The sequence below is a fragment of the Stutzerimonas sp. NM35 genome (assembly GCF_054604355.1).
On record NZ_CM137728.1, the window covers coordinates 1,805,055 to 1,825,355 of the forward strand.

At 59.7% G+C, this 20,301-nt stretch carries 22 protein-coding genes and 1 tRNA gene; 5 read left to right on the forward strand and 18 right to left on the reverse strand.

The features are described 5' to 3' along the window. Positions 1 to 9 precede the first annotated feature (9 nt). The 16 genes from nadA to aspS form a co-directional block, all read right to left on the reverse strand. Positions 10 to 1,068: a quinolinate synthase NadA gene (gene nadA, locus ACYCFC_RS08475; RefSeq protein WP_181082680.1), complete on the reverse strand. Its 1,059-nt coding sequence runs from the start codon at positions 1,066 to 1,068 to the stop codon at positions 10 to 12. Between the two features lie 303 nt (positions 1,069 to 1,371). Then, positions 1,372 to 1,447: transfer RNA gene (locus tag ACYCFC_RS08480), tRNA-Lys, on the reverse strand. Positions 1,448 to 1,504: 57 nt separating this feature from the next. After that, entirely contained in the window at positions 1,505 to 2,179 is a 675-nt protein-coding gene (gene queC / locus ACYCFC_RS08485) for a 7-cyano-7-deazaguanine synthase QueC (RefSeq protein ID WP_459653671.1), read from the reverse strand. A gap of 44 nt (positions 2,180 to 2,223) precedes the next feature. Beyond that, positions 2,224 to 2,871, reverse strand: coding sequence for a 7-carboxy-7-deazaguanine synthase QueE (gene queE, locus ACYCFC_RS08490; protein WP_181082678.1), 648 nt, complete (start codon positions 2,869 to 2,871; stop codon positions 2,224 to 2,226). 119 nt (positions 2,872 to 2,990) lie between these two features. Continuing rightward, positions 2,991 to 3,809 (reverse strand): tol-pal system protein YbgF, encoded by an 819-nt coding sequence (gene ybgF, locus ACYCFC_RS08495; RefSeq protein ID WP_459653672.1) that lies wholly within the window; start codon positions 3,807 to 3,809, stop codon positions 2,991 to 2,993. A 6-nt stretch (positions 3,810 to 3,815) separates the two neighbouring features. Then, a complete protein-coding gene (pal, locus tag ACYCFC_RS08500; RefSeq protein ID WP_181082676.1) occupies positions 3,816 to 4,316 on the reverse strand; it encodes a peptidoglycan-associated lipoprotein Pal in 501 nt (166 codons plus the stop codon). A 51-nt stretch (positions 4,317 to 4,367) separates the two neighbouring features. Continuing rightward, positions 4,368 to 5,669, reverse strand: coding sequence for a Tol-Pal system beta propeller repeat protein TolB (tolB, locus tag ACYCFC_RS08505; RefSeq protein ID WP_181082675.1), 1,302 nt, complete (start codon positions 5,667 to 5,669; stop codon positions 4,368 to 4,370). Beyond that, positions 5,666 to 6,649 (reverse strand): cell envelope integrity protein TolA, encoded by a 984-nt coding sequence (gene tolA, locus ACYCFC_RS08510; RefSeq protein WP_459653673.1) that lies wholly within the window; start codon positions 6,647 to 6,649, stop codon positions 5,666 to 5,668. The genes tolB and tolA overlap by 4 nt, the downstream gene beginning before the upstream one ends. Further along, on the reverse strand, positions 6,649 to 7,101 hold the full coding sequence (gene tolR, locus ACYCFC_RS08515) for a protein TolR (RefSeq protein WP_181082673.1): 453 nt from the start codon (positions 7,099 to 7,101) through the stop codon (positions 6,649 to 6,651). Before tolR ends, tolA begins: the two co-directional genes overlap by 1 nt. A gap of 12 nt (positions 7,102 to 7,113) precedes the next feature. Then, a complete protein-coding gene (gene tolQ, locus ACYCFC_RS08520; protein WP_181082672.1) occupies positions 7,114 to 7,806 on the reverse strand; it encodes a protein TolQ in 693 nt (230 codons plus the stop codon). Between the two features lie 2 nt (positions 7,807 to 7,808). Next, a complete protein-coding gene (ybgC, locus tag ACYCFC_RS08525) occupies positions 7,809 to 8,252 on the reverse strand; it encodes a tol-pal system-associated acyl-CoA thioesterase (RefSeq protein WP_459653970.1) in 444 nt (147 codons plus the stop codon). A gap of 51 nt (positions 8,253 to 8,303) precedes the next feature. Further along, on the reverse strand, positions 8,304 to 9,356 hold the full coding sequence (ruvB, locus tag ACYCFC_RS08530; protein WP_181082671.1) for a Holliday junction branch migration DNA helicase RuvB: 1,053 nt from the start codon (positions 9,354 to 9,356) through the stop codon (positions 8,304 to 8,306). A 4-nt stretch (positions 9,357 to 9,360) separates the two neighbouring features. Next, the gene (ruvA, locus tag ACYCFC_RS08535; RefSeq protein WP_181082670.1) at positions 9,361 to 9,966 is read right to left on the reverse strand and encodes a Holliday junction branch migration protein RuvA; all 606 of its coding nucleotides are present in this window, start codon (positions 9,964 to 9,966) and stop codon (positions 9,361 to 9,363) included. 56 nt (positions 9,967 to 10,022) lie between these two features. Beyond that, entirely contained in the window at positions 10,023 to 10,547 is a 525-nt protein-coding gene (ruvC, locus tag ACYCFC_RS08540) for a crossover junction endodeoxyribonuclease RuvC (protein WP_181082669.1), read from the reverse strand. 226 nt (positions 10,548 to 10,773) lie between these two features. Next, a complete protein-coding gene (locus ACYCFC_RS08545; RefSeq protein ID WP_181082668.1) occupies positions 10,774 to 11,520 on the reverse strand; it encodes a YebC/PmpR family DNA-binding transcriptional regulator in 747 nt (248 codons plus the stop codon). 77 nt (positions 11,521 to 11,597) lie between these two features. Then, the gene (aspS, locus tag ACYCFC_RS08550; protein WP_125864625.1) at positions 11,598 to 13,373 is read right to left on the reverse strand and encodes an aspartate--tRNA ligase; all 1,776 of its coding nucleotides are present in this window, start codon (positions 13,371 to 13,373) and stop codon (positions 11,598 to 11,600) included. Positions 13,374 to 13,735: 362 nt separating this feature from the next. On the opposite strand from aspS, the gene ACYCFC_RS08555 reads away from it, so the two are divergent. Both ACYCFC_RS08555 and ACYCFC_RS08560 read left to right on the forward strand, forming a co-directional pair. Next, positions 13,736 to 14,206: a Dps family protein gene (locus ACYCFC_RS08555; protein ID WP_181082667.1), complete on the forward strand. Its 471-nt coding sequence runs from the start codon at positions 13,736 to 13,738 to the stop codon at positions 14,204 to 14,206. Between the two features lie 282 nt (positions 14,207 to 14,488). Further along, positions 14,489 to 15,124: a cold-shock protein gene (locus ACYCFC_RS08560; RefSeq protein WP_459653674.1), complete on the forward strand. Its 636-nt coding sequence runs from the start codon at positions 14,489 to 14,491 to the stop codon at positions 15,122 to 15,124. Between the two features lie 26 nt (positions 15,125 to 15,150). Here the strand turns inward: ACYCFC_RS08560 and ACYCFC_RS08565 are convergent, their stop codons facing one another. Continuing rightward, the gene (locus ACYCFC_RS08565) at positions 15,151 to 15,357 is read right to left on the reverse strand and encodes a SlyX family protein (RefSeq protein ID WP_181082665.1); all 207 of its coding nucleotides are present in this window, start codon (positions 15,355 to 15,357) and stop codon (positions 15,151 to 15,153) included. A gap of 1 nt (position 15,358) precedes the next feature. Then, positions 15,359 to 15,784: an HIT family protein gene (locus tag ACYCFC_RS08570; protein WP_459653675.1), complete on the reverse strand. Its 426-nt coding sequence runs from the start codon at positions 15,782 to 15,784 to the stop codon at positions 15,359 to 15,361. A 434-nt stretch (positions 15,785 to 16,218) separates the two neighbouring features. Between ACYCFC_RS08570 and ACYCFC_RS08575 the strand changes: the two genes are divergently transcribed. From ACYCFC_RS08575 to ACYCFC_RS08585, 3 genes are all read left to right on the forward strand, one after another. Beyond that, on the forward strand, positions 16,219 to 17,460 hold the full coding sequence (locus tag ACYCFC_RS08575) for an OprD family porin (RefSeq protein ID WP_459653676.1): 1,242 nt from the start codon (positions 16,219 to 16,221) through the stop codon (positions 17,458 to 17,460). A 163-nt stretch (positions 17,461 to 17,623) separates the two neighbouring features. Further along, a complete protein-coding gene (locus tag ACYCFC_RS08580) occupies positions 17,624 to 19,339 on the forward strand; it encodes a proline--tRNA ligase (protein WP_459653677.1) in 1,716 nt (571 codons plus the stop codon). Positions 19,340 to 19,347: 8 nt separating this feature from the next. Next, on the forward strand, positions 19,348 to 20,301 hold the full coding sequence (locus tag ACYCFC_RS08585) for a hypothetical protein (protein ID WP_459653678.1): 954 nt from the start codon (positions 19,348 to 19,350) through the stop codon (positions 20,299 to 20,301).

Below are 20,301 nucleotides of genomic sequence, written 5' to 3' on the forward strand. Positions count from 1 at the left end.
TGGGTGGCATCAGGCGTTGCCAGCCTGCTTGAGGCGCGCTGCCCTGGTGAAATCCAGCATGCGCTTGAGCGGTTTGACCGCTCGCGGAATCAACACGGGATCAACGAGTATTTCATTGCTGCCCGTACGCAGGCTCTGCAGGATGCGCTCAAGGGTATTCATCGCCATCCAGGGGCAATGCGCACAACTGCGGCAGGTGGCGCCGCTGCCGGCTGTAGGCGCCTCGATAAAGCTCTTTTCCGGGCACAGCTGCTGCATCTTGTAGAAGATGCCGCGGTCGGTAGCGACGATGAAGGTCGAGTTGGGCAGGGTTTGCGCCGCCTTGATCAACTGGCTGGTGGAACCGACCGCATCGGCCAGGGCAATCACCGCTTCCGGCGACTCGGGATGCACCAGCACGGCCGCCTCGGGGTAAAGCGCCTTCATGTCTTCGAGCTGTTTCGCCTTGAACTCTTCATGGACGATACAGGCGCCATCCCAGAGCAGCATGTCCACACCGGTTTCGCGCTGCACATAACTGCCCAGATGCTTGTCCGGCGCCCAGATGATCGTCTCGCCGTTATCCATCAGGCTCTCGACGATTTCCAGCGCACAACTGGAAGTAACGACCCAGTCTGCCCTCGCCTTCACCGCAGCCGAGGTATTGGCATACACCACCACCGTGCGCTCGGGGTGCTGATCGCAGAACGCCGAGAACTCTTCGACCGGACAGCCGAGATCCAACGAACAGGTCGCCTCCAGCGTCGGCATCAGCACGCGCTTTTCCGGGTTGAGGATCTTCGCGGTTTCGCCCATGAACTTGACACCAGCAACCACCACGGTTTGCGCCGGATGCTCATTGCCGAAGCGTGCCATTTCCAGCGAGTCGGAGACGCAGCCTCCGGTCTGCTCGGCCAGCGCCTGAACCACCGGATCGGTGTAGTAATGCGCCACGAGGACCGCATTCTGCCGTTTCAGCTCAGCGGTGATCTCGTTACACAAGTGCGCTTCCTGTTCGGGCGTCAACGGTACAGCCTGCCTGGCCGCCAGATGAGCCTGCACCAGAATGCGTTCGGGGATGTCCGTCATGTTCACAGGTCCTGCAAGCACGTTATTGCATGAAGTGCCGAGTATAACCCGAGCGATGAAGTCGACCCTGGGCAGAACACGGTAAGCAAGCGCCACGCGCAGGCTTGCGTGCTCTGGCCGGTCAAAGGGGCAGGAATACTAGCCGAAGCATTCACAAAAGGGAAAGCGAGGCGATTCCATCAGCGTTTTGTCGGCGCCTGCAAGCTGCCAGCGTATGACAAACCGATACCCCTGAGAAAACCAGAGGCATTAAAAAAGCCGGATACCTTGCGGTATCCGGCTTCGCATCTCACAAGGAGAATATGGTGGGTCGTGTGGGACTCGAACCTACGACCAATTGGTTAAAAGCCAACTGCTCTACCAACTGAGCTAACGACCCGATGCGGAGCGCATGATACTGATTTGATTGAGTAAATCAAAGTTTTTTTGAAAAAAATCAGTGATATCGAGTCGGGTCCTCGATACCTGCTGCCTCGAAGCCAGCCGCGCGCAGGCGACAGCTGTCGCATTTGCCACATGCGCGCCCCATGTCATCGGCCTGATAGCAGGACACCGTCATCGCGTAATCGACACCCAGGCGGACACCTTCCTGGATGATCTGCGCCTTGCTGAGATTCTGCAGAGGCGCGCGAATGGTGAACCCCTGCCCCTCGACGCCAGCCTTGGTCGCAAGATTGGCCAGTCGCTCGAAGGCCTCGACGAACTCCGGACGACAATCGGGATAACCCGAATAATCGACAGCATTCACGCCAATGAAGATGTCTCGCGCACCCAGCACTTCAGCCCAGCCCAGCGCCAGGGAAAGGAACAGAGTGTTGCGAGCAGGCACATAAGTCACAGGAATGCCGTCAGCCAGCTCCTCAGGCACATCCATACTGCTGTCGGTGAGTGCCGAGCCACCAATGCCGTTGAGGTTCATGCCGATCACCTTGTGCTCGACCACACCCAACTGCCGGGCAACCCGTTCGGCAGCATGCAGCTCTGCACGATGCCTCTGGCCATAATCGAAACTCATGCTGTAGCAGGCATAGCCCTGCGTCTTGGCCATTGCGACCACGGTCGCGGAATCGAGCCCGCCCGAGAGCAGGATTACGGCTTTCTTATCAGTCATTGCAATTACCTTCACAAATGCCATCGACGATGGATGCCGAGTGATCAGTGCCCGGGAGCATCGTTCCAGAGAATCTTGTGCAACTGGAGTTGCAGGCGCACCGGGAGGTTGTCGCTGACGATCCAGTCAGCCAGTGCTCGTGCATCGACCTGGCCGTGACTGGGCGAGAACAGCACTTCACCTGCACGCGCATCCAGCCGGTACTCGATCAGCTTGGATACTGCCCAGTCATAATCCTCCCGTGAACAGATGACGAATTTCACCTGGTCGTTGGGAGTCAGCCAGCGGATGTTCTCGTAGAGATTGCGCCCCATTTCAGCCGAGCCTGGCGTCTTCAGATCGACGACCCGACTCACGCGCTCATCGACAGCGGAAATATCCAGCGCACCGCTGGTTTCGAGCGACACCTCATAACCGGCATCACACAGCTGCCGCAGCAACGGCACACAGCCCGGCTGGGCAAGTGGCTCGCCGCCTGTGACGCAGATGTAGCGGGGATTGAAGGATGCAACGCGCTGCAGAATCGCTTCGAGCGTCATGATCTCGCCGCCAGTGAAGGCATAGGCGGTATCACAATACTGGCAACGCAGGGGACAGCCGGTCAGGCGGACAAATACCGTGGGCAGGCCACTGGTACGCGTCTCGCCCTGCAGCGAGTAAAAAATCTCGGATATTCGCAGGGTATGGTGCATATCAGCCACGGGCGTAACGGCTAAACAGGCCGTCCGCCTCCGTTGCGGGAATTAGAGGCAGCGATTCTAACGAAAAAACCCGCTGTCAGGCGGGTTTTGTCAGCCGTGCCATTGATTGCCTATCGATTCAATTGACGCTGGGCCAGCTGTGCAGCCGAACTGCTGGGGTAGTCGGCGATGACCTGACGGAAAATCCCGTGAGCCCTGTCACGATTACCCAGACGCAATTCGACATCGGCAAGCTTGTACAGCGAATCCGGTACCTTGCTGTGCTGCGGATAGGCCTGGCTGACCTTGGCAAAAGCCTGGCCGGCAGCCTGCAGATCACCCTTGGCAAGATTCACCTCGCCCAGCCAGTACTGGGCATTACCGGCATAAACGCTCTCGGGATACCTGCGCAAAAACGCAGCAAAGGCCTGACTGGCCTTGTCGAAATCCTTGGCCTTGATCAGATCGAAGGCGGCATCGTAATACAGCTTTTCCTTTTCCGGATCGGCACTCGCCGTCCCTTGCGCCGGAGCACCTGCGGGTGCCTGGGCGGCTCCACCGGCGTTATTGGCGCCAACGGTTGAAGAATTCTGACTGGCCTGGCTACCTGACGCACCTTGCGACAAGCGACGATCCAGATCCTGGTAACGCTCCAGCCCTTCCTGTTGCAGGCGCTGGATATCATTCTGCTGCACTTCGAGCATGCCACGCAGTTGCGCGATTTCTTCCTGCATCTGCTGCAATTGGACGAAGAGCATGCCCTGTGCCGAGGACGGAGCAACCGCTCCGCCTCCGGCATAGGCACCGCCAGTATCCGAGCCCGCAGAATATCCCGACTCAGGCGCAGCATTTCCGCTGCGCGAGTCATATTCCACGATCGGGACCTGAGCCACCGCGGCAAGCGGCAGCCCAAGCGCGAGAAGCATCAGAGCATGACGGTACTTGAGCATGGCTTATTACTTGCGCAGTTCTACGCGACGGTTCTGAGCCCAGGACTGCTCGTCGTTGCCCATGGCAACCGGACGCTCCTCACCGTAGGAAACCAGTTCCAGCTGTGCAGGAGACACGCCCTGCAGAACCAGGTAGCGCTGAACGGCCTTGGAACGACGCTCGCCCAGAGCCATGTTGTACTCGCGGGTGCCACGCTCGTCGGTGTGACCTTCCAGAACGACACGGTTGCCAGCGGACTGCAGATCCTTGGCGTGAACGTCCAGAGCGCGCATGGCTTCCGGCTTCAGGTCGGAGCTGTCGTACTCGAAGTAGAAGGTGGTGATGGCGCGCAGAGCAGCTTCTTCGCTCATGCTGCCGTCAACGGCACCGCTATCAGCGCCATAACCGGCGTTCGGATCGATGGCAGAGCCTTCGCCGGAGTCATCGCCGCCTTTGGACGAACAACCAACAGCTACGGCCATAGCCAGTGCCAGAGCAGCAAACTTACCGAATTTCAGCATTTCCATGTGTAACAACCCCAGGTGTGTTTATTGGTTAGGTTAAGCGTTGATACCGCATCAGTTCAGGTAAGGGGACCACGATGGCTCACGGACTTCGCCTTGAGCAGTAGGAAGCGGGAGCCTAACTCGACCATTGATTGATACGAGCATCAAGACTCCCCGGCCCTGCTGGCGGGTCGCATAGATTAGCATGGTGCCATTAGGCGCAACAGTGGGCGACTCATCTAAACTTGTGTCAGAGAGTAGTCGCAAATTGCCGCGCTGCAGGTCCTGTGCCGCCACCTTGAAATTGGTATAGCCCTCCTGGCGATGGATCATCACCAGCGTCTTTTCATCTGCCGAAAGCTTGGGATTCGCGTTGTAGTTGCCTACGAAGGTCACCCGCTCGGCGTTGTTGCTACCCAGACGCTGCTTGTATATCTGCGGCTTGCCGGCGCGATCGGAAGTGAAATAGATGGTCTGTCCATCGGCTCCCCAGAAAGGCTCCGTATCGATGGCGTAATGATTGGTCAGCCGCTGCAGCTGACGCGAATTGAGGTCCATCACGTAGACTTCCGGGTTGCCGTCCTTGGACAGCACAAACGCCAGACGGTTGCCATCAGGCGAAAATGCCGGCGCGCCATTGAGCCCCTCGAAATTGGTGACCTGCTCACGGCGACCGGTATCGATGTGCTGGATAAAGATGCGCGGGCGCTTCTGCTCGAACGACACATAAGCGATGCGACGGCCATCCGGCGAGTAGCGCGGCGACAGGATCGGCTCACGCGATTGCAGCAGCGTCACGGCCCGCGCACCGTCATAATCGGAACGCTGGAGTGTATAGCGGGTATTGGCGCTGCCGAGGCGTTCGGCGGTGACATAGAGCAGCCGCGTTGAAAACGCACCCTTGATTCCGGTGAGCTTCTCGAAGGCCTGGTCCGCCGCAAAATGCGCCATGTCGCGGATTTGATCCTGGCTGCCACCCACCGTACCGTTCATGACCTGCTGCTCGGTGGTGACGTTGAAGACTTCATAGCGAATCTGCAGCTTGCCGGCCGATGGCTCGATATTGCCCACCATCACGTACTGTGCACCCAGTGCTTTCCAGTCACGAAAGATGATTTCACTGCCACGGGTCGGCAGGCTGATCATGTTCTGCTTGGGAATGGGCTCGAATACGCCGGTGTTGCGCATGTCATTACCGATGATCTCAGCCATGTCGTCCGGCAGCACACTGCCGCCCTGCCAGCCAAAGGGCACGACGGCGATGGGAATGGCACGATCGGTACCGCTGGTGACCACAATGTTCTTTTCCTGGGCAACGGCACTGCCCATTACCAGCAGGGAAAGGACGATAAAACCTCGAAGGTAATTGATCACAACGCAAGATCCTCAGGCGTAAATGTCATCATGAACGAGCGGTACGGCTGAAAATCCTGTGCAGACAATCCCTGCATCTCGGTCAGCCGACCGATATTCTTTACCGCAGCCACTGCGGAATTGTCGAATGGTGCATCACCACTCGAGCGGGAAACGCTCACAGCCGTGATGGTGCCATCCGGCAGCATATTGACCCGCAGCGATACCGACATGTTGTTGCGCGCAGAGGGTGGCCGGGTCCAGTTTTCTGCCGCACGCATACGGATCAGGTCATCGAAGTCGCCAGCCACCTGATCGCCCTGGGTATCGGCCAAGGCCTGCTGTCGCTGGGTATCTTCCGACAACAATTCAGCCAGCGCCTGGGCTTTTTTATCTTCCGCCGCCTTGCGTGCAGCATCAGCCGCGGCTTTTTTCTTCGCAGCTTCGGCAGCCGCCGCCTTTTTCTTCGCCTCTTCAGCTGCTTTTTTCTTGGCGGCCTCGGCAGCGGCTTTCTTTTTCGCTTCTTCGGCGGCTTTCTTCTTCGCCGCCTCATCAGCCGCTTTCCTGGCGACTTCCGCCTGTTTTTTCTGTTCAGCTATTTTCCTGGCTTCTTCGGCCTTTTTCGCATCGGCGGCCTTCTTTGCCGCGTCAGCCTTGGCCGCTTCGGCCTTTCGAGCATCCTCGGCCTTCTTTTGTTCCGCAGCCCTGGCAGCCGCCTGCTTCTGCTGCTCGACCTTGCGCTGCTCCATCTGCTCGGCTTCGTACTGTTTGGCAGAGGTCTTCTGTGCTTCGCCAGCGATTTTCTGGTTGGTCTGGGTCGTCGCCTGACTCTGCGACTTGAGCTGATACAAAGTCGCCTGAACGATCGGCTTGGACGGCGGCAGCTCAGGCGTCATGGCGAAGCTGACGAACAACGTACCGAAAATGATGACGTGCAGGCCCACCGCGAGAATCGTGGGCCAGTAATAGCTCTCCGAGCGCGAACGATCAGACTGGCGCATCAAGGTGCCTCGGTGATCAGGCCGACGTTACCGACACCCGCTTCCTGCAGCCCGCCCATGGCGGACATGACCGATCCATAGTCCACAGCCTTGTCGCCACGCACGAACACCTGCACCTGCTTACCCTGACTGCGATTCTGGTTCATGATCGCCGTGACCGCCCGGGTCATCTCCTCCAGCGTCAGCGCCTGGTCCTGCACCGTTTCGGTGTCGACCTCCGTCCCCATGTTCCAGAAGTAGGTCTTGTCGGCCTTGATCGAAATGGTCAGTACCTGGGCATCGTTATCCTGCGGCAACACCTCACTGCTGACCTGCGGCAGATCGACCTTGACGCCCTGATTGAGCATCGGCGCGGTCACCATGAAAATCACCAGCAGCACCAGCATCACGTCGATGTAGGGCACCACGTTCATCTCGGCGACCGGCTTGCGTCTATTGCGAATTCTGGCCATGGCCTGGGGGCCTCAATCTTCGGTGGTGTGGACTTTGCGATGGAGAATCGCCTGGAACTCGTCGGCAAAGGTGTAGTAACGACCGATGAGCAGCTCGCCACGCGCCGAGAAGCGGTTGTAGGCGATGACCGCCGGAATCGCCGCGAACAGGCCGATTGCCGTGGCGATCAGCGCTTCAGCGATACCCGGCGCGACGGTGGCCAGCGTCGCCTGTTGTACCTGGGCCAAACCGCGGAAGGAGTTCATGATGCCCCAGACCGTGCCGAACAGGCCGATATAGGGGCTGGTGGAGCCAACGGTCGCAAGGAACGGCAGGCTTTGCTCGAGTTTTTCCTCTTCACGGGAGATGGCGACGCGCATGGCCCGGTTCACCGCATCCATCACCGCATCGGGATCGACGCCCGGCTGCTGACGCAGACGGGAAAACTCCTTGAAACCGGCACGGAAGATCTGCTCGACGCCCGAATCCGGGTCCGGGTTGCTGCCGGACTGGCGATACAGCTTGGACAAGTCGATACCCGACCAGAAACGCTCCTCGAAGGTATCCAGCGAGCGCTTGGCGGCACGCAGCATATTGCCGCGCTGGAAGATGATGATCCAGGACATCACCGAGGCCGCCACCAGGATCAGCATGACCAGCTGAACCACAAAGCTGGCATTGCTGATCAGGCTCCACATGGACATATGATCGACGTTGGGTTCCACGCTTACTCTCCTGCAGGGGGTAGACCCGACCCGGCGAAGGCTGACCGCAGCGCTTCGGGAATGGGGCGGGGTTTCAAACTCTCGGCGCGTACACAGGCCACCAGAAACTGCCCTTCGCAGAGCAGCAGATCATCCTTGGCACGCCTCACCTGCTGCCTGAAACGCAGGCTTGCGCGCTTTATCTCGACTACCTCGGCAGTCACCAGTAATTCATCGTCCAACCGCGCCGGTGCGTGATAACGCGCCTCGCTGGAGTGCACGACGAACAGCAGGTCTTCGCCCGCCAGCTGCGACTGGGCAAAACCCAGGCTGCGCAACCGCTCGGTACGGGCCCGCTCCATGAACTTGAGGTAGTTGACGTAATAAACGATGCCGCCCGCATCGGTATCTTCGTAATAGACGCGACAACGATGAGTGAACGGCCGAACAGGTGATTCCGCGCGCATACTAGTGCCAGACACTGCAAATTCCAATTGGCTGAAACAAGAATATTTTCATCACATTGTGTCGCCGTCGAAGAGGTCCGCTACTGGCGAATCGCCCAGGCGTTTGGGCAGGTTCAGGCCGAAGTGCAGATAGGCATGACGGGTGACCACACGCCCGCGTGGTGTGCGCATGACGTAGCCCTGCTGGATCAGGTAAGGCTCAAGCACATCCTCGATGGTATGTCGCTCCTCGCTGATTGCCGCGGCAAGACTGTCAATACCGACCGGCCCACCGTCGAACTTCTCGATCAATGTCAGCAGCAGCCGCCGATCCTGGTGGTCCAGGCCCCTCTCGTCGACATCGAGCATGTTCAAGGCAAGATCGGCGGTGGCTCTGGTAATCTCGCCATTGCCCCGCACTTCGGCAAAATCGCGCACCCGTCGCAACAGGCGATTGGCGATACGTGGCGTACCCCGCGCACGGCGGGCGATCTCGAATGCGCCCTCGCTCTCGATGGGCAGGCCGAGAATGCCGGCGGAACGACTGACGATGGTTGCCAGATCAGCTGTGGAATAGAACTCGAGGCGCTGCACGATGCCGAAGCGATCACGCAACGGATTGGTCAGCATGCCCGCTCGGGTAGTGGCACCGACGAGGGTGAAGGGCGGCAGGTCGAGCTTGATCGAGCGCGCCGCCGGACCTTCGCCGATCATGATGTCCAGCTGAAAATCCTCCATCGCCGGATACAGCACCTCCTCGACGATGGGCGAAAGTCGATGAATCTCATCGACGAAGAGCACATCGCCTTCCTCCAGGTTGGTCAGCAGCGCGGCAAGATCACCAGGCCGCTCCAGCACCGGACCGGAAGTGCTCTTGATCGAGACGCCCATTTCCTGAGCGATGATGTTGGCCAGCGTGGTCTTGCCCAGACCGGGAGGACCGAAGATCAGGGTGTGATCCAGCGCTTCACTGCGCCCACGCGCGGCGCGGATGAACAGATCCATCTGCTCGCGTACGACCGGTTGGCCAATATATTCGGCCAGGCTCAGCGGACGAATGGCGCGGTCGAACTGTTCTTCGCGATCACGACCGGTGGCGGTAATCAGACGATCAGCTTCAATCATGGGCTTACACCATTCCCTTGAGGGCACGGCGAATCAGATCTTCACTGCTCAAATCGTCTTCCTGTACGGCGGATACGGCACGGCTGGCTTCTTGTGGCTTGAAACCGAGGGAAATCAGCGCACTGACCGCATCATTCTCGGCGCTTGAGACTGCCATACTCGCACGGGGTTCCATTACCAGAGGAGCAATGGACGGCATGCTTTCCCAGGCCTTGAAGCGATCCTTGAGTTCGACCAACAGGCGTTCGGCTGTCTTCTTGCCGACACCCGGAATCTTCACCAGCACGGACGTGTCCTGCGCCTGAACGCAGCGCACCAGTTCGTCCACTTCGAGTCCGGACATCAGTGCCAGCGCCAGCTTGGGTCCGACGCCATTGAGGCGGATCAGCTCGCGAAACAGCTCGCGGTCGCGCTTTTCGGAAAAGCCGTAGAGCAGTTGCGCATCTTCACGCACAACCAGGTGGGTGTGCAGCGTCACCGGCTCGCCAAGCGCCGGCAGACGGTAAAGCGTCGTCATCGGCACTTCGACTTCATAGCCGACGCCATTTACATCCAGTATCAGATGCGGCGGCTGTTTCTCCGCCAGGGTGCCACGCAAACGTCCAATCACAGTATCGCTTCCTCTCTTGACCGATCGAGCGGCCCGAATGACCTGCATGCTCGCTTTTACAAACGCAAGCGACCGCCTCTGCGCTTGGCGCCGGCCAGGCCGTGCGGAATCAGGCTCTGCCGATGATGCGCATGACACAGGGCAATCGCCAGCGCGTCGGAGGCATCGATCTGCGGCTTCTTCACCAGCTTCAGCAGGTGCATCACCATCATCTGCACCTGCTGCTTGTCGGCGCCACCAGTTCCGGCAATCGCCTGCTTGACCTGGGTGGCGGTGTATTCGGCGATTTCCAGACCCAGCTCTGCAGCAGCCACAATCGCAGCACCACGGGCCTGGCCGAGCTTGAGTGCGGAATCGGCGTTGCGCGCCATGAACACCTGCTCGATGCCCATGGTTACCGGCCCATGCAAGCGAATCACCTCACTGACGCCGACGAACACCGCGCGCAGGCGTTCGGGCAATTCGCCACTGCCGGTGCGAATGCAACCGGAAGCCACGTATTCGCAGCTGCGACCGGTATCACGGACGACGCCGTAGCCAGTAATTCGTGAACCTGGGTCTATCCCGAGGATAAGCGTCATGCCGCCGCCATACTGTCTATTTATCCAGCGGCAAGTATAGGGAGCTCATGGCGCGGCGGCTAGCCACATAACTCCGCGCTCGCGACGGAGCCCGCAGGGCCGAACCTGTTCGGCCTTCTCGAATCCATGACCGAATGAATTCGGCCCTACAGAACCCGAAGACTGCACGGCGACAACAAAAAGCCGGAAGCACCGAGGTACTTCCGGTTTCGACTCACCTAAGGCCTCAATCCAGCTGTTCCACGATCTCGTCCGGAATCTCGGCGTTGTGGTAGACATTCTGCACGTCGTCCAGATCTTCCAGCGCGTCGATCAGGCGCAGCACCTTCTGTGCGGTTTCCAGATCGGCGAGCGGTGCGGCAATCGAAGGAATCATCGCGATCTCCGCCTCCTCGCCCTTGAAGCCGGCAGCACTCAGCGCCTCGTTGACGGCATGGAAATCGGCGAAGCTGGTGGAGACCAGCGCCGAGCCGTCATCACCCATTTCCACATCATCGGCACCCGCTTCCAATGCCGCTTCCATCAGCGCATCTTCGTCAACGCCCGCGGCAAAACTGATCTGCCCCTTGCGGTCGAACATGTAGGCGACCGAGCCGTCGGTGCCCAGGTTGCCGCCATGCTTGCTGAAGGCATGACGCACTTCGGCAGCAGTGCGGTTGCGGTTGTCGGTCATGGCCTCGACGATGATCGCCACGCCGCTGGGTGCGTAACCTTCATAGCTCAGCTCGACGACATTGTCGGCCTCGTTGTTGCCGGCGCCGCGGGCGATGGCGCGGTCGATCACGTCTCGCGACATGTTGGCGACCAGCGCCTTGTCCACGGCCAGGCGCAGGCGCGGGTTGTCCGCCGGGATCGGGCCGCTCTTGGCGGCAACGGTCAGCTCACGAATGATCTTGGTGAAGATCTTGCCGCGCTTGGCGTCCTGGCGCCCCTTGCGGTGCTTGATGTTGGCCCATTTGGAATGACCAGCCATAACTGTCCCCCTCTTTGATCAACTTTCTACTTGGTATAACGCAGAAGCCCAGGTTTCCCTGGGCTCCGGCTTTGCCGTTATTCGGCTTTGGGCTGCTCGCGCAGGCGAATATGCAATTCGCGCAGTGCCTTGCTGTCCACCGCACCCGGCGCCTGGGTCATGACGTCCGCCGCGCTCTGGGTTTTCGGGAAGGCGATCACTTCACGGATCGACTGCGCGCCGGTCATCAGCATCACCAGACGGTCCAGGCCGAAGGCCAGGCCACCGTGCGGCGGCGCACCGTACTTCAATGCATCGAGCAGGAAGCCGAACTTCTCGTTCTGCTCCGCCTCGTCGATGCCGAGGATGCGGAATACGGTCTGCTGCATGTCCTTGCGATGAATACGGATGGAGCCGCCACCGAGCTCGGTGCCGTTGAGCACCATGTCGTAGGCGCGCGACAGTGCGGCGCCCGGATTGGCTTCCAGTTCCTCGGGGGAGCACTTGGGCGCGGTGAAGGGATGGTGCAACGCCGACAGCGAACCGTCGTCGTTTTCCTCGAACATCGGGAAGTCCACCACCCACATCGGTGCCCACTCGCAGGTCAGCAGGTTCAGGTCATGCCCCAGCTTGATGCGCAGCGCACCCAGCGCCTCGGAGACGATCTTGGCCTTGTCGGCGCCGAAGAAAACGATGTCTCCATCGACCGCACCCACACGATCGAGGATCGCATTGAGATTGGCTTCCGGGATGTTCTTGACGATCGGCGACTGCAGACCTTCGACGCCCTTGGCGCGCTCGTTGACCTTGATGTAGGCCAGACCCTTCGCGCCATAGATGCCGACGAACTTGGTGTAGTCGTCGATCTGCTTGCGCGGCATGCTCGCCCCGCCCGGCACGCGCAACGCGGCAACGCGGCACTTGGGATCGTTGGCCGGGCCGGCGAATACCTTGAATTCGACATCCTTGAGCTGGTCTTCGACATCGACCAACTCCAGCGGGATACGCAGGTCCGGCTTGTCCGAGCCGTAGCGACGCATGGCTTCCTCGAACGGCATGTGCGGGAACTCGCCGAACTCGACGCCCAGCACTTCCTTGAACAGCTTGCGCACCATGCCTTCGGTGATGCCGATGATGTCGGATTCGTCGAGGAAGCTGGTCTCGATGTCGATCTGGGTGAATTCCGGCTGGCGGTCGGCGCGCAGGTCTTCGTCGCGGAAGCACTTGGCGATCTGGTAGTAGCGATCGAAGCCGGCCACCATCAGCAACTGCTTGAACAGCTGAGGCGACTGCGGCAGAGCAAAGAAGCTGCCGGGATGAGTGCGGCTGGGCACCAGGTAATCGCGGGCGCCTTCAGGGGTGGCGCGGGTCAGGATCGGCGTCTCGACATCGAGGAAACCGTTTTCATCCAGATAACGACGGATGCTGGTCGTGATACTGGAGCGCAACTTGAGCTTCTCGGCCATTTCCGGGCGGCGCAGGTCGATGAAGCGGTAGCGCAGACGAGTTTCCTCGCCCACGTCGCTGTATTCGTTGAGCGGGAACGGCGGGGTCTCCGCCTCGTTCAATACCTCCAGCTCATAACCCAGCACTTCGATCGCGCCGGAGGCCATGTTCGGGTTGCGCGCGCCTTCCGGGCGCAGGCGGACCTTGCCGGTGATCTTCACGACATACTCGCTGCGCACCCGGTCAGCCGCTGCGAACGTCTCGGCGCGGTCGGGATCGAACACCACCTGGGCCATGCCTTCGCGATCACGCACGTCGAGGAAAATGACCCCGCCGTGGTCGCGGCGGCGATGGACCCAACCGCAAAGAGTGATTTCCTGGCCGTCCAGGCTTTCGTTCAACTGGCCGCAATAGTGGCTGCGCATCATGGTGGGGTTCGCTTCTCGTATCTTGAAATTCATCGGGTCGCGCAAGGTGCGACTGGTCACAGGACACCGCACAAGCATCCTGTCGAACCGCATCACTCGCTATACGGACTGATGCAGGCAATCGTGATCAAGCGCTGGCGTCGCCCACAGGAAAGCGGGTCGCCGGGCACAAGCGCGAGATTATATCCACATAATCGCTCCGACGCAGCCGCTGGCGACACCCTAGCCTCGTCGAGAGCATGTGCAAGAAAATGAAACCGATTCCCCCGGGCGACTTCAAAGAACGAACTCGCCACACGCATATGCAGCACGCCATGTTTTCTGGCATAACTACAGCTACTTCATCGATCAGGAGAAAAATCATGAAAATCGACATCGGTATTGGCGAACAGGATCGCGCCGCCATCGCAGAAGGCTTGTCCCGACTGCTCGCGGACACCTACACGCTGTACCTGAAAACACACAACTTCCACTGGAATGTGACAGGCCCGATGTTCAACACCCTGCACACCATGTTCGAGACGCAGTACACCGAACTGGCCTTGGCCGTGGATGACATTGCCGAGCGCATTCGCGCCCTGGGCTTTCCGGCTCCCGGCACCTATGCCGCATACGCCAAGCTGTCCTCGATCAAGGAGCAGGAAGGCGTCCCCTCCGCCGAAGAAATGATCAAGCTACTGGTAGAAGGCCAGGAAGCGGTCGTGCGCACCGCACGCGGCATTTTCCCCTTGCTGGAAAAAGTCAGCGACGAGCCGACTGCAGACCTTCTGACCCAACGCATGCAGATTCACGAAAAAACAGCGTGGATGCTGCGCAGCCTGCTGGCCGCCTGAGGCAAGGCATCGCCTCGTTCATCCTGGACAGTTGCGCAAGCGACTGTCCAGAGCCTGCCGGCAATGTCCCGATCACGATACGGCTTGCCACCCCACCCGCCGGAACCACCCCGCCCCACCAGGCACGCGATTTGAGCAGCGCTCCCCTTTACTGTTAAATACGCCCGCGCCGCAGCCTGGGCACCTCAAAGCCAGGCAAACGATTTATCGTCTGTCTGCACATTCCTTTCGCCCGGTTCCTGCCGCTTTTTCCATCGTGCTATTCAACTGTGAGTCATAACAATGCTTAAGATCGTTCATGTATTGACGGGCGTTGCCGCCCTTGTGCTGTCATTCGTTCCCAGCCTTTCCAGCGGCTTGTCACCCCTTATACAACCCGAGGCGCTTTGCCTGCTGCTGCTGGGCCTGCTGAACGCACAGTTCGCTTCGTTTGCGCAACCAGACAGCAATAATCGTACCCGTCCTATCATCCTTGCCGTGTCCGCATTGCTGATTGCAGCTGTCGTGATTCAGGCCCTGGTGCTGCTGGCCCCGATAGCCGCCATTGCAGGCCAGCCTGCTACGCTTGCCAGCCTGCTGCCGGCATTTATCGCCGTCGTACTGCATCTGGCCACCGCCCAGACCGGCCAGGTACAGCCTGTGCGCCACGCTCCCGTAACGGCTGCACGTACAAAAAGCGCCCCAATGAACACTGCCGCACCTTCCGCCGGTCGCGAGACCGGGACGGTCAAATGGTTCAACACTTCGAAGGGGTTTGGCTTTATCTCACGCGACAGCGGTGACGATGTATTCGTCCACTTTCGCGCCATTCGCGGCGATGGCCACCGCATTCTGGTTGAAGGCCAGCGCGTGGAATTCACCATCATGATGCGCGACAAGGGATTGCAAGCCGAAGACGTAGTGCAGACCAACCACTGACCCCTCGTCACCTCCGCCGCGAAACCTCAGTAATGCGGCGGAGGCGCCTCATCCCCCTCTATCCCGATCCCGCTCTGCATATCCTCCTGGCGCCTGGCCAGCATCTTCAATTGTGCCTGCAGCCGCTCGACAGCCGCCTGCTGGGCAACCAGCACATCGTTCAGCGCCTGAATCGTGTCGTCCTGGAAGGCCAGGCGCGTTTCAAGATCGGCGATACGTCGCTCCAGCTCCATCTTATGACTCCGCAAAACGAAAATCATCGGTCAACACAAGCCTGAGCTTCTGCCGGATGGCCTCAACCTGTTCGTCAGTGTAGGGCCGCGCAGGCTGATGCCCCCAGACGGGCGCCGGCCAGGCCGCATCGTCCCGGCGGCGGGCGATGACGTGCATGTGCAACTGGCTGACCATATTGCCAAGCGTCGCAACATTCATCTTGTCGGCGCCGAAGGTGTCTTTCAGCGTCTCGGCCAGCGCCGTCGCTTCACGCCATAGCGATTGCTGATCGGCACCATCGAGTTGAAACAGTTCACTGACCTCTTCGCGGCGTGGCACGAGGATGAACCAGGGATAGCTGGAATCATTCATCAACAGCAGTCGGCACAACGGAAAATCACCCAGCGGCAGAGTGTCCTGCTCCAGGCGCGAATCAAGAACGAACATAATCGCACTCCTGCTCATGTCGGGAATCGACGCAACATCGAGTGCCGCGCCGTATCGTCGGGTGAAGAATACTCCACCAGCCACCACAGCGGCTCGCACCAGACGAGCGCACGGATGGCTCAAAAGCGCTCTGCTTTGGCGCGATCAGAGGATGGACAGCAACACGTGCGAGGCACAAAATCACCTTTTAAGACTTTGTGCATGATTATTGCTGTAGGTCAGTAAAGGCTGAAAACAGGCAGGAGAAAAGCAGAAGAGCCGGGTTACACTTGCCGTCACGAGCTTCCCCGGCTACACAGTAATTTCAGGAAATATTTTTCTGATTCTGTCGTGACAGCAATCAGCCGGGTCAACAGGAACCGAAATCGAATAGCAAAAAAGATGTCTCTTTCTCTCGAAAGCAGGCAGCCGTTTGAAACCGAGGAGCAATCACAATGAGCGTGATGAAGTGGAGCGTAATCGCCCTGGCAGTCGCCGCGGGCACTTCCCAAATGGCTTTCGCCAGCCAGCAATCCGAATCCAAGGGCTTCGTCGAAGATGCGAAGCTGGATCTGTTGCTGCGTAATACCTACTGGAATCGCGACCATAAAGACGGCAACGACGACGTCAATACTTGGGGTCAGGGCTTCATCGCTACCTTTGAGTCTGGCTTCACTCAAGGCACCATTGGCGTAGGCATCGATGCTTACGGTCTGTTGGGTGTAAAACTTGATGGCGGCCAGGGCGATATGTTCCCAGGCGAACCGAAAAACTGGGAAGATGACCTTTCGGAAGCCGGAGCAGCCATCAAACTTCGCCTCTCCAATACCACTGCCAAGTATGGCAATCAGTTCGTGGGGCTACCGGTAATCGCATCCGATGATTCCCGCCTGCTTCCGCAAGCATTCACCGGCACCCTGGTCACCAGCAACGAAATCGAAGGCCTGGAACTGAATGCCGGTCGTTTCACCGCAGACAGCCCCATGGGCTCTCCTGCTCGCGATGATGGTCGCCTGAAAAGCCTCGACGTTTTTGGCGGCACCTATGCCTTCAATGAAAACCTGAGCGCCTCTCTGTACTTCTCCGATGTCGAAGACACCTACGACAAGAAGTACGCCAACATCAACTACGTCATGCCGCTGTCCGATGATCAATCGCTGGCATTCGACTTCAACTATTACAAAACAGATGATATCGATCAGCGCTTCGCAGGTGCGACCGGCGAGAGCGTGGACGACAACACCATCTGGAGCCTGTCGGCCAAGTATTCTGTCGGATCACACGCTTTCATCGTCGCTCACCAGCGCGTTTCGGGTGACACTGGCTACCTGTACGACAACGGTGACGGCGGCGGCGCGATCTGGGTCGCCAACTCCTTCCTTTCCGACTTCAATGCCAAGGATGAGCGTTCCTGGCAAGCCAGCTATGAGCTGGACTTCACCGGGTATGGCGTGCCGGGCCTGTTCTGGAAAACCGCTTATCTGCGCGGCAGCAACATCGATATGGAGTACTACGGCGGCACTGGCGAAGGAACCAACAGGGAAATCTTCAACCAGGTTTCTTACACCGTACAGAGCGGTGCAGCGAAGGACCTGAGCCTGAGAGCACGAAACTCTATCCTGCGTACCAGCAACGGATACTGGAACGACCTGAACGAGTGGCGTCTGTTCATCGAATACCCCCTGAGCATCCTGTAACCCAGGCGCCTCAGCTATTCGAAGCAAAATGGAGCCCGGCGAAAGCCGGGCTCTTTCGTTTCGGCAAAGCTTTCCAATCCAGCCCCGCATTCTGTACGCCGCATTCCCCGCACCGTACAATGCCCAGCCAAATTTTCGCTCTTGCAAGGACACCACGGCCCTCATGCGCACCAGTCAGTTCCTGCTTTCGACCCTGAAAGAAACTCCATCCGATGCAGTGGTCATCAGCCACCAGCTGATGTTGCGTGCCGGAATGATCCGCAGGCTGGCTTCGGGCCTGTACACCTGGATGCCGATGGGCCTGCGCGCGCTGCGCAAGGCCGAAGCCATCGTGCGTGACGAGATGAACAAGGCCGGTGCCCTGGAAGTGCTGATGCCCGCCATCCAGCCGGCGGAGCTGTGGCAGGAGTCCGGTCGCTGGGAGCAGTACGGCCCGGAACTGCTGCGCCTGAACGACCGCCATGACCGCGCCTTCTGCGTGGGCCCGACCCACGAGGAAGTCATCACCGATCTGGCCCGCAACGAGCTCAACAGCTACAAGCAGCTGCCGATCAACTTCTTCCAGATCCAGACCAAGTTCCGCGACGAGATCCGCCCGCGCTTCGGTCTGATGCGCGGGCGCGAGTTCCTGATGAAGGACGCCTACTCCTTCCATGCCGACCAGCCGTCGCTGCAGGAAACCTACGACCGCATGCACCAGGCTTACTGCAATATCTTCACGCGCCTGGGCCTGAATTTCCGCCCGGTGCAGGCCGACACCGGCTCCATCGGCGGTACCGGCTCCCATGAGTTCCATGTACTGGCCGAATCCGGCGAAGACGATATCGCCTTCAGCGACAGCTCCGACTATGCCGCCAATATCGAAAAGGCCGAGGCCATTCCACGCGAATCCGAACGCGGCGCCGCGACCGAGGGGCTGCGCCTGGTCGATACACCCGACACCCGCACCATTGCCGACCTGGTCGAACAGTTCCAACTCGCCATCGAAAAAACCATCAAGACCCTGGTGGTGCACGGCGCGGAAGAAGGCCAGCTGGTGGCGCTGATCGTCCGTGGCGACCATGAGCTGAACGAGATCAAGGCGGCGAACCTGGCCCAGGTAGCGAGCCCGCTGGTGTTCGCTTCCGAAGCCGAGATCCGCGCCGCCATCGGTGCCGGTCCGGGTTCGCTCGGCCCGCTGAACCTGCCGATCGATTGCGTCATCGACCGTTCCGTGGCGCTGATGAGCGACTTCGCCGCTGGCGCCAACAATGATGACAAACACTATTTCGGCCTCAACTGGGAGCGCGACCTGCCGCTGCCGGAAATCGCCGACCTGCGCAACGTGGTGGCCGGAGATCCGAGCCCGGATGGCCAGGGTACTCTGGTGATCAAGCGCGGCATCGAGGTCGGGCATATCTTCCAGCTCGGCACCAAGTACAGCGAGGCCATGAACTGCAGCGTGATGGGTGAAAACGGCAAGCCGGTCACCCTGACCATGGGTTGCTACGGCATCGGTGTATCGCGCGTGGTCGCCGCCGCCATCGAGCAGAATTACGACGAGCGCGGCATTCTCTGGCCGGAGGCCCTGGCGCCCTTCCAGATCGCCCTGGTGCCGATGAAGTACGAGAACGAGGCGGTTCGCGAAGCGACCGACAAGCTCTATGCCGAGCTCACCGCCGCCGGTTTCGACGTTCTGCTCGATGACCGTGACAAGAAGACCAGTCCGGGCGTCAAATTCGCGGATATGGAGTTGGTGGGCATCCCGCATCGCATTGTCATCGGTGATCGCGGGCTGGCTGAAGGCACCCTGGAATACAAGCATCGTCGCGATGCCCAGAGCCAGGCCGTTCCTGTCGCCGACATCCTTGAGTTCATCAATTCGCGTGTCAATCGCTGACGGACATCATGCTCAACCGAAGTATTCTGGCTTCCACCAGCGCCACGCTTTGCGTGGCGCTTCTGCTTGGCGGCTGCGCCAATCATCTGCCGCAACGCAGCGAACATGAGGCGCGCACCGAGCGCAAGCTGCTCGATCACAGCCTGCGTATCGAGGTAGGCGAACCCCTGCTGGAGCTGCCGCAGCGGCGCATCCGCATTCTCGATCAGAAAACCTGGGAAGTCACCGACTTCGAGGTAACGCGCCGCTACGACCGCTATACGCCGTACCAGGCATGGCGCAAGCTTTACGAAATCCCCCTGGGCGCCGTTGCCGTAGTCGCTGGTGTGGGCGCCAACGTGCTCAACGTGGTGATGCTCGGCAAACTGCCGGAAAGCGCCACACGCGGCTGGATCAACTATGGCTTTGCAGGGCTCAACCCCTTTCTCAACGTCGAATCCAATGGCCGCTCGCAACAGAACCTGGCCAGCCTGGAAGAACAACGCCGGGATGCACGCCTGGAATACTCCAGCCTGCCCTGGGCCGAACGCCCGGTGCTGGTCACGGCAGGCGCCGAGACGCATGAATTGAGCACCGACCGCAACGGCCTGCTGCGCCTGAACCTGCTCGACGGCCCCTTCGCCGAGCAGGACATCAGCCTGATCGGCAAATTGCAACTGCAGGTCGAAGACCCGCAGGACGCCACTCACGCCGATGCCACGCTGCTGGTCAGCCGCAGCCTGCGCAGCAAGCTCCTCGAAGCCCACGAGCTGATCTTCAACGACCTCGAAGGCGACGATGTGGGCCAGTGGGTGCATCGCGTCAAGCGCCTCTCGGAGCTGGGGCTGGAAGAGGAAGCCAGCGAACTCGAACAGAGCCTGGTGGAGCTGACGCGCAATGACCCCGAGCTGCAGCAGGAGTTTCTGCGCAGCCTGCTGCAGGACGCCGGTCGCCAGGCCAGCGACCTCGGCGAAGACGACTGA

Bases quoted from the DNA above. Each gene is read 5' to 3' on its own strand.
- nadA (WP_181082680.1), bottom strand. From the start codon at position 1,068: ATGACGGACATCCCCGAACGCATTCTGGTGCAGGCTCATCTGGCGGCC.
- queC (WP_459653671.1), bottom strand. From the start codon at position 2,179: ATGACTGATAAGAAAGCCGTAATCCTGCTCTCGGGCGGGCTCGATTCC.
- queE (WP_181082678.1), bottom strand. From the start codon at position 2,871: ATGCACCATACCCTGCGAATATCCGAGATTTTTTACTCGCTGCAGGGC.
- ybgF (WP_459653672.1), bottom strand. From the start codon at position 3,809: ATGCTCAAGTACCGTCATGCTCTGATGCTTCTCGCGCTTGGGCTGCCG.
- pal (WP_181082676.1), bottom strand. From the start codon at position 4,316: ATGGAAATGCTGAAATTCGGTAAGTTTGCTGCTCTGGCACTGGCTATG.
- tolA (WP_459653673.1), bottom strand. From the start codon at position 6,649: ATGCGCCAGTCTGATCGTTCGCGCTCGGAGAGCTATTACTGGCCCACG.
- tolR (WP_181082673.1), bottom strand. From the start codon at position 7,101: ATGGCCAGAATTCGCAATAGACGCAAGCCGGTCGCCGAGATGAACGTG.
- ybgC (WP_459653970.1), bottom strand. From the start codon at position 8,252: ATGCGCGCGGAATCACCTGTTCGGCCGTTCACTCATCGTTGTCGCGTC.
- ruvB (WP_181082671.1), bottom strand. From the start codon at position 9,356: ATGATTGAAGCTGATCGTCTGATTACCGCCACCGGTCGTGATCGCGAA.
- ruvC (WP_181082669.1), bottom strand. From the start codon at position 10,547: ATGACGCTTATCCTCGGGATAGACCCAGGTTCACGAATTACTGGCTAC.
- ACYCFC_RS08545 (WP_181082668.1), bottom strand. From the start codon at position 11,520: ATGGCTGGTCATTCCAAATGGGCCAACATCAAGCACCGCAAGGGGCGC.
- aspS (WP_125864625.1), bottom strand. From the start codon at position 13,373: ATGATGCGCAGCCACTATTGCGGCCAGTTGAACGAAAGCCTGGACGGC.
- ACYCFC_RS08555 (WP_181082667.1), top strand. From the start codon at position 13,736: ATGAAAATCGACATCGGTATTGGCGAACAGGATCGCGCCGCCATCGCA.
- ACYCFC_RS08560 (WP_459653674.1), top strand. From the start codon at position 14,489: ATGCTTAAGATCGTTCATGTATTGACGGGCGTTGCCGCCCTTGTGCTG.
- ACYCFC_RS08565 (WP_181082665.1), bottom strand. From the start codon at position 15,357: ATGGAGCTGGAGCGACGTATCGCCGATCTTGAAACGCGCCTGGCCTTC.
- ACYCFC_RS08570 (WP_459653675.1), bottom strand. From the start codon at position 15,784: ATGTTCGTTCTTGATTCGCGCCTGGAGCAGGACACTCTGCCGCTGGGT.
- ACYCFC_RS08575 (WP_459653676.1), top strand. From the start codon at position 16,219: ATGAGCGTGATGAAGTGGAGCGTAATCGCCCTGGCAGTCGCCGCGGGC.
- ACYCFC_RS08580 (WP_459653677.1), top strand. From the start codon at position 17,624: ATGCGCACCAGTCAGTTCCTGCTTTCGACCCTGAAAGAAACTCCATCC.
- ACYCFC_RS08585 (WP_459653678.1), top strand. From the start codon at position 19,348: ATGCTCAACCGAAGTATTCTGGCTTCCACCAGCGCCACGCTTTGCGTG.